The following is a 12633-nucleotide window of genomic DNA, read 5'->3' as shown; positions in this document are numbered from 1 at the left end:
GGCTAGTTCCGGGATTTATTTTATACTGCATTATCTTTCAACAACCGCTACCACTGCTGACTATCTTCTCATGAGGCTCATATCCATCAATAGCTTCTTTCCAATAGGTAACTTTTGCTCCAGTAGCGTTCGGACCAGTTCCGCACAACTCATATAGATACTTGCTTTTATCAGTTGGACTTGGTGTAGTGGTTCCGAGATTATTTTTGATTTGATCGGATAGCCTTATTGTATTAAATGACTCCAGCTCTGCTATTGTTGGCCAGTGGCCCTTTTCTGAGTTGTACACGGCGGCAGCGTTGATGATGTCGCGTGCACTGGCTAACCTTTCGCTATCCCGAGCTTTGTTGGATACACCATTGTACGCCACAATCGAAATAGCAGCCAAGATAGCGATGACCACGATAACGATCAAGAGCTCAACCAATGTGAAACCTTTAGTTTTGTTTGAAGAAATCATTTCTGATTTGCCCCCCAAGTTATTTAGTATTAGTTATATGGTAGCGGAAAACGCGCCGCAAGGCTAGTGGTTTGTTGCTTAATTTTTGCGTATTCTGCCGGGTCCTCCGTGGTTATCGCTGTAATAATCCACTCGGCAATCTGTTTGACTTCCGCCTCCGTCATGCCGCGCGTCGTCACCGCTGGCGTGCCGAGGCGCAGGCCGCTTGGACGGAATGGTGGTAGGGTATCGTTCGGTATAGCATTGGCGTTGGCGGTGATACCGCTGGCCTCCAGCCGTTCCTGAGCGGTTTTGCCGTCGATATTAAAGCTGCCGTAGACGTCCGCCAACACCAAGTGGTTACTGGTGCCGCCCGTCACTAACTTTAGACCGCCGCGCTTCAGCTCATCCGCCAGAACGGCCGCATTCTTTACGATTTGCTGGGCGTATTCCGTGAATTCTGGACGTAACGCCTCGCCAAAGGCCACTGCTTTGGCAGCGATGGTGTGCATGTGTGGGCCGCCTTGGGTGCCGGGGAAGACCGCCCGGTCAATCAATGTTGGCAAGTTTTCCAAGGTCTTTTCTGGTCGTTTCAAAGGATTGCCGACGACGCCTTTTGACAAAATCAGGCCGCCGCGCGGCCCGCGCAAGGTTTTGTGCGTGGTAGTGGTGATAACATGAAAGCCATAGTCAAACGGATTTTTGGCTACGCCACCGACAATTAGTCCAGCAATGTGGCTCATGTCTGCCATCAGCATAGCACCGACTTCGCGTCCAATCTCGGCAAACTTGGCATAATCTAGCTCGCGTGGATAGGCCGAAAATCCCGCCAAGATGATCTTTGGTCGATGTTTCAGCGCCAACTCGCGAATTGCTTCATAGTCAATCTCACCCGTCTCGACATCTTTGATGCCGTAGCGGACAAAGTTGTACTCACGGGCTGAGCGGGTGACTGGCGCGCCGTGTGTCAGGTGTCCGCCGTGTGCCAAATCCATCGCCAAAATGGTATCGCCCGGCTCGCACCACGCATAATACACCGCCTCATTCGCCTGGGCGCCGGAGTGCGGCTGGACATTGGTGTGATCAGCGCCGAATAGCTTTTTAGCGCGGTCAATCGCCAGCTGCTCAACTTGGTCGGTATTATCCTGACCACCGTAGTAGCGTCGGCCGGGGTAGCCCTCAGAGTATTTATTAGTAAAGACACTGCCCAGTGCTTTGAGTACGTCTGGTGAGACGTAATTTTCACTTGGGATCAGCTCAATTCCTCGTTGCTGTCGTTTTATTTCCGCCGCAATTAAATCGGCAATTTGTGTATCTTGCATAACACTCCCTCCTTTTCCTTTATTATAGCACTTTACATCATATATCATGTGTGATATATTGTACGCTATGAGCATGAATGACTATCTCCAAAAAATCGGCGTTATTATCAATGAAAATCGTAATCGTAAAGGCCTCACGCAGACGCAACTAGCGGAGGCTATTGGTACATCACAAAGTGCCATCAACCGTATCGAGAACGGCGGTCAAAATATCAGTGTCGAGATGCTAATGAGGATTAGTGATGTACTCAACTGTAACATCGTTACGCTCAATCACTCGGGCAAGATGAACTTTCGGGTGCATGGCGGTAAAAAACTTTCTGGTGATATATCGGTCAAAACGAGCAAGAATGCGGCCGTGGGGCTGCTCTGCGCCAGCTTGCTCAACAGGGGAAAAACGACGCTACGTCATGTGGCGCGTATCGAAGAGGTTAACCGGATCATTGAGGTGCTCAACTCGATTGGCGTTAAAACCCGTTGGCTGCGAAAGAACGACCTGGAGATTATACCACCGGCGCGGCTGAGGCTGGAGGATATGGATATCGCTGCCGCTAAACGCACGCGTACCGTGATCATGTTCCTTGGCCCGCTGCTTCATCAATACCATGATTTTCGGTTGCCGTTTGCTGGCGGCTGCAACCTCGGTAAGCGCACGGTAGAGCCGCACCTGTCAGGCCTGAAGCATTTTGGTATGCAGGTAGAGGCCGAGGGTGGGTACTATCATGCGCGCGTCGAGCCAACAACGGGCGATCGGATAATTTTATTGACTGAACGCGGCGACACGGTGACGGAAAACGTTATCATGGCGGCGGCGCTGTCACCAGACACCACCATCATCCGCAACGCCAGCCCGAACTACATGGTGCAGGATGTGTGTTTCTTCTTGCAGAAATTGGGCGTGACCATCGAAGGAATTGGTACGACAACGCTGAAAATCACGGGCCGGTCGCACGTCAATACAGCAGTTGATTATTGTCCGTCTGAAGACCCGATCGAGGCGATGAGCTTTATCGCGGCGGCCGTGGTGACTGATTCAGAAATCACGGTGCGCCGGGCGCCGATTGAGTTTTTGGAAATTGAGCTCGCAACATTGGCTGAAATGGGTTTGCAATATGAGTTAAGTGAGGAATATGCAGCCGATAATGGCCGAACTCGTTTAGTGGACATTACACTGAAACATTCCGAGCTGGTTGCGCCAAAAGACAAGATTCACGCGCTGCCGTTTCCGGGGATTAATATGGATAACTTGCCGTTCTTGGGGCTGATTGCGACCGTCGCTAAAGGTCGGACATTGGTGCACGATTGGAGTTATGAGAATCGAGCAATTTATTTCACCGAGCTGAGTAAACTGAATGCGCAGATTGAGCTGGTTGATCCGCATCGGGTGTATATCACTGGCCCGACCAGGTGGAAGTCCGCTGATGTTGTGGCACCACCAGCGCTGCGGCCGTCGGTTGTGGTACTGCTCGCTATGTTAGCGGCACCGGGCGTGTCAATCTTGCGTGATGTGTATTCAATTAATCGCGGCTACGAGGAACTAGCGCAGCGGCTTAATTCGCTGGGTGCAGAGATTGAAGTTATTACCGAATAGTTACGGAGTATGTTGCTGCCGGCCCTATTTGGTTGTATGCCGGGCGGGAAACAGAAACTTGAGGTAATCCTTGAGCATCCGTGCACCCGATATGATCGGTAGATAGGCCGTGAGCTGGCGATGAATGTACTGCATCAGTAGCTCATCGCTGGCGATAATTTGTGCCGCCCGCCGCATATTAGCGTAGAGCGAGGTGGTCTCGTCCTCTGGACTTACACCGCTCACCTCGAGACAGGCAATTGGCTTGATATCGGCAACGCCACCGTCGCTGGTGGAGATAAGCAGCTTGAGATTGGCAATGTCTTTTTCCCATGATGTACCGCAGGCCTCGAGGCCAATGATCGGCACGTTGATAGCAACATCTGAGCCAATCGCCAGCGCTCGTCCCAGGGTCTCGTCGTAATCTTGAATGTAGTGGACACGCTCACGCAGTGCAGGGTCGCTATCGACGAGTTTGAGGATGGTCAGGAGCTGCTGATACATATCATGATCGCCCTGATGAACTTTACCAGCAAGAATGTAGTGAGCGTTGCTATCGAGTAGAATCTGCTTGAGCACCTCTGGGCGCTCAAATGGTAGATGTGGTCGCTTGTAATTGGCAAATCGCCGCTTGAAGTCAAACACCAGCGCGTCTTCGGGTAGGTGAACTGGATTGTTGTATTGATCCTTGCGCTCCATAAGGACTCGGTTTAGCTCCAGCCGGCCCACGCGTTTGAGCGAGTGAATGGTGCTAGCGGGTAGCGTGGCGATCGCCTCTTGATACTGCTCTGTTGGCAAGCCAAATTTATCAAGGATGGTATGCTCACGATAGGCTTGCAAGATTTCCGGCAGCACCCATGTCTCGAGGTCAATGCCGTTGGTGATGGCGTGAAATTTGACTTTGTCGTTGTTGCGGTCGCGGAAATTTGCCACACGGGCGTGTAGTTTACTGACGCCATTTTTGGCTTCGGTCAGCTCAATTGCTAGCAAGTTTGGCCGCAAGCGGTCTCCCCGAAATTGCTCCATCAGCCAGCAGCGCACAGCATTGCTTTTGAGGTTTGGCAGTACCAATTTTTCAAATTGCGAGCGGTGGAATTCTGGTTCAGCTGCCTGGAGCAGGGTGTGGTTGGTGTAGAGCGTGTGTTTACGCACGTAGACGATTGCTTCATACAGATTCATGCCGTTGGCGCATAGCTCGTCCAGCCGAGCCAGTGCCGCAAAAATTGTTGCGGTTTCATTGAGCTGAATGACAGCTGGCTTAATGCCCAGTAGCTTCAAGGCCTTATAGCCGCCAAACCCAAGCGCCACTTCTTGGTAGAGCCGGTGATCACCCGAGCCTTCGCCTTCGTACAATTGCCCAAAGTTTGGCTCTGAGATGGTGACAAATTGCGTTGAGCCGAGTGTCTTGCGAAAGACGCTGAGGCTAGCGTCGGGAAAGCCGGCGGAGCTAACCGAAACCTCATCAATATAATGAAAGCCATACTCCTGGGGTGAGACCTTCTCAACGTATTCAGTTTGTGCGAGGTCGGTAATTTTTTGGTGTGACTCACTGCGGTAAAACGGTGTCACTACCACAAACGGCACTTCTAATTTTTCAGCCACCCGTCGAGTATCTGCCGCCAATACGCCCAGGCCGCCGCCGCCTTTGATGCCGTTGGCTTTGTCATAAATTTCCATTGTCCAGTAGACATACGGCCGCGACTCAGACAGTTGATGTGTTAGGCTGCTGCGCTCAATCACGTCATAAAATTCGGAGGCGTCTTCGATGTCCTGTGGCTGGTATGGTGAAGTGTTTGTGTATGAATATGAATCCATGATGCCCTTTTTCGCGGATTGAAATTATCTTGCATTGGTGCGGGTGGGGAGAATCGAACTCCCATCTCAAGTTTGGAAAACTTGCATACTAGCCGCTGTACTACACCCGCGAGCTTGCACTATTGTACCAGAAAGATGCTATAATGTGAACATGCCCTGATAGCTCAGCTGGATAGAGCAGAGGACTTCTAAGCCTAAGGTCGTAGGTTCGAATCCTACTCGGGGCGCCAGGAATGATCGAAGGAGGGTCGTATGGATGCTAGCGGTAAGCCACGAATGTCGCGTCGGTTGATTCAGCGCCTGACGGCACATCAGCCGCGAACACAGGCGGCATTTGGTAATACCGGTCGAAGTCGTCGAGTAAGCGACCGCAACTGCGATCGCCAGCGAATCGGGAATTATCAGTCATCAGCGCTGGGTGCGCGCGGCTATGTACCATCAGCAAGCACCGACGATATAGCGGAAGACCATGACACGACTAGCGACGTTCCGCTCTCTAATCGTACCTTTGTGGGTAATTCGCTGCGCCAAACAGAGCCGTCGTCGCCATCACAAAATATCCCAGGCGGTGCACCGCTGGGCGGTCCAACCGGTGGCAATAATACTACTCGCTCACAATCATCGCCTCGATTTCAAGAACCGCCTTCGCGTGGCCATGATCCATTTTCATAAACAGTATAATTTACCAGGCATACTAAAACCCCAGGCAAACTGGGGTTTAATAATTCCTTGGAGGGCCAGGAGGGGCTCGAACCCTCGACACCCTGCTTAAGAGGCAGGTGCTCTAACCAGCTGAGCTACTGGCCCAATCAGTCCAGATTATAGCATAATGAGCGTTAAAGGTAAACATAACGTCGCACCTTTTGCTACGGACAATGCTTGGGGCGAATGATGGGGCTCGAACCCACGGCCTCCGGAGCCACAATCCAGCGCTCTAACCAACTGAGCTACATCCGCCAAGCTTCCCGATTATACCACAGGCGGCTACCATCCTCAAGGCGCTCGACGTGCTCATGCTGATTTGCTACAATCAAACAATGAAATCTCTCAATGGTGCAGAACTCGCGTCGTTTATCAAGCAGCGTCAGGCCAAGCAAGTGCGCATGCTCCGTCAAGCGCACCACATTCAGCCGCGCCTCGCCATCGTCACCGATTCGGACAATCCGGTCATCGCCACCTACATGCGCCTCAAGCAGCGCTACGGTGCGGATATTTTGATTGAGGTAGAAATTTGTCGTGTGGCGACTCGTCAGCTACCGGAGACAATCGCGGCGCTGAACCAACGCGATGACGTCCAGGGAATCATCGTCCAACTGCCGCTTGCTGAACCAGAGCGGACTGATCAAATTGTGCGGCTGGTGGCACCGGAAAAAGACGTCGATGGCCTCAATTCTGAGCGAACGCTGTTTGACCCGGCGACACCGATGGCCATCAATTGGCTGTTAGCGGGCTATAGTGTGGAGCTAGCCGGTAAAAGGTTGGCTATTGTCGGGCGTGGGCGGCTGGTTGGTGCGCCGCTCGAGCGGATGTGGCGAGCGTCGGGGCTGGACGTAACGGTATTTAGTAGGGGTGATGATTTATCGCGACTACACGAATATGATGTCATCGTCACGGCAACTGGTGTGGCAGGACTGATTCAGCCGAATATGATCCGGCCGGGTGCAGTGGTGGTTGACGCAGGAACCGCCTCGGAGGATGGCAAGATTGTTGGTGACGTGGCACCGGCGAATCGGACGCGCACCGACATTCACTTGACACCAGAAAAAGGCGGCGTCGGCCCGCTGACAGTGAGCGCATTGTTTGATAATGTCATCACGGCGTGCCTGCGCCGGGTTAATATCCGGTAGAAACTCACGGCTTTGTAATGACTGATTTGACCTGGGCGACAACTTGGCGCGGGGTGAGGTTGGCCTTGACAATGTAGCCTTGGATGCCAAGTGAACGCATCTCGCGCGGGGCTTCTTCTTCGCCGAGGTTGGTCAGTACGATAACCGGTATGGTCTTGCCCCACGCATGTGAGCGAATATGTCGCAAGGCCTCGGCTCCATTCATCTCTGGCATCTGGATATCAAGCAAAATAACATCTGGACGAAACGATTCGACGAGCGCCACGCCAATTGTACCATTACTCGCTAGCCGCACGTCAAACCCATCAGCCTCGAACTTCATTCGGTACATCTGACTGATCGTCGCGTCATCTTCAACGATAGCAATTTTAACCATAATTGTATTATAGCAGGCAGTGGTGTATTGTAAAACTAGCACTAAAAGGTGGGCAAGATGACAATAGAGCAGCGTGAAAGCGTAACTATTCAGCCAGAGCGGTATGGTCAGGTTGAGTTGTCAGAGCGCAGGGCGGAACTTGAGATGGATCGGTGGCGGATTCATCCAGTGCCGACGTGTGACCGATATCAGACGCAATCCCACGAGAAGGTAGTGGTGGAGCTAGAAGAGCTGACTGGTATGGGCTTTCATGGTGATTGTGATCTTAACGCAGCGATTGGGCGTCAGCGAATGAGGATTGATGATACCAATCCAGCGACACGTGAGTTGATCGCTCGGGTTCCTGGCGTCGAGGATTGGCTGGAACTGATACCGACGGCGGCAGCACTGGACTTGTTATATGATCCGAGTATTGAGCAATTAGCGAATGGCAAGCCGGTTTCATCAGTGGTGCGCGACTGGGCTTGTAACATTTTGGATGCGCACGGTATTCGTAGTCGCGGTAAAATTGTTCAGGATATTCTTGCCGGGCATGTTATTGATCAAGCGTCTCTAGGCGCCACAGAGCAGCGGTGGGTTAGTCTAGCTTGCGGCGCTGCTCAGCCAGTTTGTCAGGCGCTCCGGCACATCAAAGAGAATGGTCATGCTGTGCCGCGAGTCACACTGGTTGATCTTGACCGGTCGGCACTTAGGGCTGCGCAAATGTATGCTCAGACAGCAGAGGTTGAGCAGTTCATTGATATTCTCCGTATGAATATTCTGCACCCTCAGGGTTTAGCCTTGCCCGCAGTAGACGCGCAAACGAACGTGGCAGCTCGAGCACTGCGGCGACGGGTTGGCCTTGAGGCAGCCGCATATGATGCAGTCGATGCTGTTGGAATTTTGGAGTATGTGCCCGAGGCGCTTTCAGATGAAAGTCCGACGGCGTTGCGGGTTAATGCCGCAACTTTCCTAGCTAATGCTGCCCAACTGGTGAAATCCGGCGGACTGCTGCTAGTCGGCAATATGCGCGATACGCATCCACAGCTAGGCTTTACGCTTAATGTTGTGCAGTGGCCACATATCCAGCCTCGGTCAATCGAAACAATGCAGCGGATTGTGGAGGTGGCGGGTCTGGGTGATTGGCGGGTTGATGTGTATTGTCCTGATGATGGTGTCTACGCAGTATATGCTATGCGTAGACCGGAGTTTGGTGATACACTATAGACATGATAGGGGAGTGGGCATGGAAATAGCGGGGCTGATCATTGCCGGGGTAATGTCGCTGATATTCGGTATTATGGTTGTAGCTAATCAACCACAACAGCCGGCAACCCGGTTCTTTTTTGTGCTGACGGTTGGCATTGCCCTGTGGGCACTAGGTGTTGCGGCATTTTTGGTGACCAATGATCTGGCGGCGGCACTGATATACCTGAGGATATATTACATCGGAGCAGCGCTAATTGCGGCAGCCATGATCTCGGTGGCGGCTCACATCGGTGCACGGCGAACAACGAAATACGTGCCAATCATCGCCTGGGTGCTATTTGGCATTGTTGCTTCGGTGATTATTGTGCGAGTTGACTGGCTGATAGTGCAGGTGGCGCTGAATGACCATACGGTTGTGATCCATCCGATCGGCTATTTCATCTATATGGCATATTTCATGCTGCTGTTTTTGGTAGCACTCATCATCCTCGCTCATCAAGCTCGTCGTCGCAGCGCCCTCTTGGTGCGCTCTCAGCTACGACTTATTTCCTATGCCTATGGCATTGCTGGCAGCGTAGGCATGGTATTTAATTTACTGCTGCCGGCTGTCGGTTGCTATGACCTCATCTGGATTGGGCCACTGAGCACCTTTATTTTTATACCGTTGGCGTACCTGACGATTGTCAAGCATCGTCTCTTCGGTCTGAAAGATGCAGCGGTACGAACAATTGCGTACGCCATGCTGCTAAGCTTACTAACGATCGTATACTACGTGGTAACCTACAGTATTTCGGCAATTGTCAGCGCATTGAGTGGTCATGATACCGGCGGAATATCGGGATTTTGGGGTGTACTGGCAGCATTATTTTTAGGATTCCTATTTCAGCCAACCAAGCAGTTTTTTGACCGGCTAACCGACAAGCTATTTTATCGGCAAGGTTATACTATCGAAAGCTTCGTTGATGAAATTGGTCAAATCTTACTCCATACGATGGGACTGCGGCTGCTGACGACTCGACTGGCAGCGTGTTTGACGCGACTTATCAAGGCGCGTCAGGTGATTTTTGCGGTGTATGATGATGGCCGGTTTCGGATATTTGGCTCGCATGGACATACCCGTCCGCCGCAGGTAGATCTAACGGAGTTAGCGGTGCAGTATCAGCTTGAGCAACTTGATGACGTAGCGGTCGTTGAGTCACTACCAGATCGCTTGCGACGGACGATGAAGCTACAAAAAATTGCTATTATCATGACACTATCATTGCAGGATGACATAGTTGGTTTTGTGTTGATCGGTGAGAGTCAAAAGAAGAACTACGTCGAGCGTGACCTCTCGATGCTTCGGGCAGTTCGTGGTGAGCTAGCGATTGCCATTAAAAATGCTCAGTCGATGGAGGAAGTGAACGAATTGAATACCGAGCTGCAGCAGCGTATCGAGGCAGCGACGCAGGAGCTGCGGATGAGCAACCAGCAGCTACAGCGGCTGGACGAGGCAAAAAATGAGTTTATTTCTATGGCATCACATCAGCTGCGGACACCATTAACCAGCATCAAAGGCTATCTCGACATGCTACTCCAAGGTGATCTCGGCCCAGTTCGTCCGACGCAAAAAGCTGTTCTGCGCGAAGCCTTTTCCTCGAGTGAGCGCATGGTGCAGCTGATCAATGACTTTCTCAGCATCTCTCGCTTACAGACTGGGACATTCACAATGAATCGTCAGCTGGCTAGTCTCAGCGATATTGTACAAAGTGAAATAGCCTTATTGAAGGTTGTCGCCAAGCAGCACACTATTACTCTATCGGTCCACATTGATGAGGATGTTCCGACCCTAGACATTGATGCTGAAAAACTCCGTCAGGTTGTCATGAACATGGTTGATAATGCGATCTTTTATTCTAAAGAACGAACAACTGTCAAGGTGTCGCTTTGCTGTGATACGCAGGAGGTAGTGTTTACCGTTGAAGACCAGGGTATTGGTGTGCCAAAAGCCGAGCAGTCTGGTGTGTTTGGTAAATTCTTTCGTGCCTCAAATGCTCGCAAGCGTCGTCCTGATGGCACGGGTGTGGGCTTGTTTCTGGCGCGTAAAGTTGTGTTGGAGCACGGCGGCTCAATGATCTTTACCTCGAAAGAAAATAAGGGCAGCACGTTTGGTTTTCGTCTGCCACTTGATAGGTCGGCCGCTAACAAGAAAAAGGTGACAAGTCGCTAAGAAATATTGATTATCGGAACAGACTAATAATACCCGTGATGATCACAATAACGATGATGACTATTACTACGCCGATGCCGACACCACGCAGTAATTTTTTGCGTTCGTATAGCCACTGACCGGCCGACGAGCGGCTGACCGCCTGGATGCGCGTGACACTGGGTCGAGTTGTTGCGGCGTCAACGCCAGAGTATTTCTTAGAGCGCTTTTTCTTCTGCTTTGCCATAATAATATTGTACCATGAAATACCCCTCGGGGTGCGAGGGGTATCCACGTTAACCAGAGTTATGATTACACATGACGTCGACTAATGAGGTAAGCAACCCCAGCAGTGAGCAGGGCGCCAAGACCCAGTCCACCAACGAGCGTGTCGGTGGCGTTACCAGTCCGTGGCAGTTCGCCAACGGTTGTCGGTGCAGCAGGTGGGTTGGTGGTTTGTGCGCTGCCTGATGTTGATGGTGACTGCTGATTGTTGTTGGCTGATGGCTGTTTCGGTTGGTCTGGTGTTTTTGGTTCAGGCACCGGTGTAGCCGGCCGAGTTGGATTTACTGGTTGGGTCGGTGTCGGCTGTTTCGGATCGGTCGGCGCTGGTTTTGGTTGCGGCGTTGGCTGTGGTTTTGGCTGCGGAGCTGGGGCCTGCGGCTTGGCCACCTCTATAGTAACACCACTGCAGTTGTTATGGCCCTCGAGCGAAATTTGATCACTCTTGATGCAGGTTGTACTAGTCAGTGTGCCCGCGACATATTGCTTGACAATAGCGTCGACAGTAAATGTTTTTGACTCATTTGGCTTGAGCTCACCAATCAGCGTCTGCCAGGTATTATTTTGAATTGTACCAGCGGATGCCTTTAGGTAGGCTACCCCTTGTGGTGCGGTATTGGTAACATACGTGTCATGTATAGTGGCGGTCCCTGTGTTGGTAACGGTTACTCGGTAGGTAAAGGTCTTATTGACGGTGACTTTTTTGTGCTGCGCGCCATCAACAGTAGTTCTGACGGCAAACCCCAGTGTAATTTTTGGTGGTTTATCTGGGATTGGTTCAGGTTTCGGATCAACTGGTTTCGGAATTGGCGTTGGCTTTGGTTTTGGATCCGGTGTTTCGCCAGGGACTGTGGCCTGCTTAGCGCAGGCATCGCTGGTCACCATTTCTTCTTTACCATTCACATCAACGACAATAAAGGCTTTGACCGTGTATGTGCCCGGTGTGAAGCCCTTGAATTCGTTACCAGTTTGATACACCTCTTTACCCTTAGCATCGTAGACCTTGTAGATCGTCGTTTTATATGTCGCACCATCACGGGCAGCGTACTTGACTGAAAACTTGAAATTAGTAGCTGAAAACTGATCAATACTGAGCGCATTACAACGATAAACTGGCGTAGGTTTCGTATTCGTCGGTGTTTGCGTATTGGTATTAGTCGAATGATTGGAATCTAGTGCCCATAATGTGGTTGGCACTACTGTCGCTACCGCAACCATCGCTAGAACTGCATAGTGGCGCAGTGACAATGAGCGGAATAGTGATGACAAATTTCGCATAACTTCCTCCTTTATCCTCGTAACTCTACGTAGAATACACCAAAATGATGAAAAAGTCAATTTTCGCATGACTGGATAGCTAGACATAATATTATCAATCTGCTACAATACGATCTGTTTAATGGCCTCATCGTCTAACGGTTAGGACACCAGGTTTTCATCCTGGCAATCGGAGTTCGATTCTCCGTGAGGTCACCATCAAAGGATTTATCATCCATCAGGATGCGAAACAGCTCGTTTACCTCTGGTAGCGGGCTGTTTTTGTGAGTTCCAAACTTTATTTCGTCGTAGGTTGGTGTTTTATTGAAAATGGTGGCGAAAAAGGCGG

General features: G+C 51.2%; 10 protein-coding genes and 5 tRNA genes. 6 read left to right on the top strand and 9 right to left on the bottom strand.

The window, feature by feature from the left end; all coding sequences use genetic code 11:
* Window positions 1-37 precede the first annotated feature (37 nt).
* Together FBF26_03745 and FBF26_03740 are read right to left on the bottom strand one after the other, a co-directional pair.
* Window positions 38-460, bottom strand: coding sequence for a type II secretion system protein (locus tag FBF26_03745; protein ID QJU10353.1), 423 nt, complete (start codon window positions 458-460; stop codon window positions 38-40).
* 29 nt (window positions 461-489) lie between these two features.
* The gene (locus FBF26_03740; protein QJU10352.1) at window positions 490-1761 is read right to left on the bottom strand and encodes a serine hydroxymethyltransferase; all 1272 of its coding nucleotides are present in this window, start codon (window positions 1759-1761) and stop codon (window positions 490-492) included.
* 67 nt (window positions 1762-1828) lie between these two features.
* Here FBF26_03740 and FBF26_03735 point away from each other — a divergent pair, with 67 nt between their 5' ends.
* Complete coding sequence (locus FBF26_03735) at window positions 1829-3352, top strand: UDP-N-acetylglucosamine 1-carboxyvinyltransferase (GenBank protein ID QJU10351.1); 1524 nt, start codon at window positions 1829-1831, stop codon at window positions 3350-3352.
* A 24-nt stretch (window positions 3353-3376) separates the two neighbouring features.
* Here FBF26_03735 and glgP read toward each other — a convergent pair whose 3' ends face one another.
* Entirely contained in the window at window positions 3377-5146 is a 1770-nt protein-coding gene (gene glgP / locus FBF26_03730) for an alpha-glucan family phosphorylase (protein ID QJU10350.1), read from the bottom strand.
* A gap of 35 nt (window positions 5147-5181) precedes the next feature.
* Window positions 5182-5256 (bottom strand) — tRNA-Gly (locus FBF26_03725).
* A 43-nt stretch (window positions 5257-5299) separates the two neighbouring features.
* Here FBF26_03725 and FBF26_03720 point away from each other — a divergent pair.
* Window positions 5300-5376 (top strand) — tRNA-Arg (locus FBF26_03720).
* A 22-nt stretch (window positions 5377-5398) separates the two neighbouring features.
* Complete coding sequence (locus FBF26_03715; GenBank protein QJU10349.1) at window positions 5399-5818, top strand: hypothetical protein; 420 nt, start codon at window positions 5399-5401, stop codon at window positions 5816-5818.
* 58 nt (window positions 5819-5876) lie between these two features.
* Here FBF26_03715 and FBF26_03710 read toward each other — a convergent pair.
* Window positions 5877-5953: transfer RNA gene (locus FBF26_03710), tRNA-Lys, on the bottom strand.
* A 73-nt stretch (window positions 5954-6026) separates the two neighbouring features.
* Window positions 6027-6103: transfer RNA gene (locus FBF26_03705), tRNA-His, on the bottom strand.
* Window positions 6104-6159: 56 nt separating this feature from the next.
* Here FBF26_03705 and FBF26_03700 point away from each other — a divergent pair.
* On the top strand, window positions 6160-6993 hold the full coding sequence (locus tag FBF26_03700) for a bifunctional 5,10-methylenetetrahydrofolate dehydrogenase/5,10-methenyltetrahydrofolate cyclohydrolase (GenBank protein ID QJU10348.1): 834 nt from the start codon (window positions 6160-6162) through the stop codon (window positions 6991-6993).
* A 4-nt stretch (window positions 6994-6997) separates the two neighbouring features.
* Here FBF26_03700 and FBF26_03695 read toward each other — a convergent pair whose 3' ends face one another.
* On the bottom strand, window positions 6998-7369 hold the full coding sequence (locus FBF26_03695) for a response regulator (protein QJU10347.1): 372 nt from the start codon (window positions 7367-7369) through the stop codon (window positions 6998-7000).
* Between the two features lie 1042 nt (window positions 7370-8411).
* On the opposite strand from FBF26_03695, the gene FBF26_03690 reads away from it, so the two are divergent.
* A complete protein-coding gene (locus FBF26_03690; GenBank protein QJU10346.1) occupies window positions 8412-10766 on the top strand; it encodes a hypothetical protein in 2355 nt (784 codons plus the stop codon).
* A 10-nt stretch (window positions 10767-10776) separates the two neighbouring features.
* On the opposite strand, the gene FBF26_03685 is transcribed toward FBF26_03690, so the two are convergent.
* Entirely contained in the window at window positions 10777-10992 is a 216-nt protein-coding gene (locus FBF26_03685) for a hypothetical protein (protein QJU10345.1), read from the bottom strand.
* 65 nt (window positions 10993-11057) lie between these two features.
* Window positions 11058-12392, bottom strand: coding sequence for a DUF11 domain-containing protein (locus tag FBF26_03680; GenBank protein QJU10344.1), 1335 nt, complete (start codon window positions 12390-12392; stop codon window positions 11058-11060).
* 36 nt (window positions 12393-12428) lie between these two features.
* Between FBF26_03680 and FBF26_03675 the strand changes: the two genes are divergently transcribed.
* Window positions 12429-12503, top strand: a tRNA-Glu gene (locus FBF26_03675).
* Window positions 12504-12633 lie beyond the last annotated feature (130 nt).

The organism is Candidatus Saccharibacteria bacterium oral taxon 488, assembly GCA_013100825.1.
Lineage (GTDB): Bacteria > Patescibacteriota > Saccharimonadia > Saccharimonadales > Saccharimonadaceae > Nanosynbacter.
This window is presented reverse-complemented; position numbering and strand designations above follow the sequence as displayed.

Coding starts and splice junctions, on each gene's coding strand:
- FBF26_03735 (QJU10351.1), top strand. CDS start 1,829: ATGAGCATGAATGACTATCTCCAAAAAATCGGCGTTATTATCAATGAA.
- FBF26_03740 (QJU10352.1), bottom strand. CDS start 1,761: ATGCAAGATACACAAATTGCCGATTTAATTGCGGCGGAAATAAAACGA.
- FBF26_03695 (QJU10347.1), bottom strand. CDS start 7,369: ATGGTTAAAATTGCTATCGTTGAAGATGACGCGACGATCAGTCAGATG.
- FBF26_03685 (QJU10345.1), bottom strand. CDS start 10,992: ATGGCAAAGCAGAAGAAAAAGCGCTCTAAGAAATACTCTGGCGTTGAC.
- glgP (QJU10350.1), bottom strand. CDS start 5,146: ATGGATTCATATTCATACACAAACACTTCACCATACCAGCCACAGGAC.
- FBF26_03690 (QJU10346.1), top strand. CDS start 8,412: ATGTTGTGCAGTGGCCACATATCCAGCCTCGGTCAATCGAAACAATGC.
- FBF26_03700 (QJU10348.1), top strand. CDS start 6,160: ATGCTGATTTGCTACAATCAAACAATGAAATCTCTCAATGGTGCAGAA.
- FBF26_03680 (QJU10344.1), bottom strand. CDS start 12,392: ATGTCTAGCTATCCAGTCATGCGAAAATTGACTTTTTCATCATTTTGG.
- FBF26_03715 (QJU10349.1), top strand. CDS start 5,399: ATGGATGCTAGCGGTAAGCCACGAATGTCGCGTCGGTTGATTCAGCGC.
- FBF26_03745 (QJU10353.1), bottom strand. CDS start 460: ATGATTTCTTCAAACAAAACTAAAGGTTTCACATTGGTTGAGCTCTTG.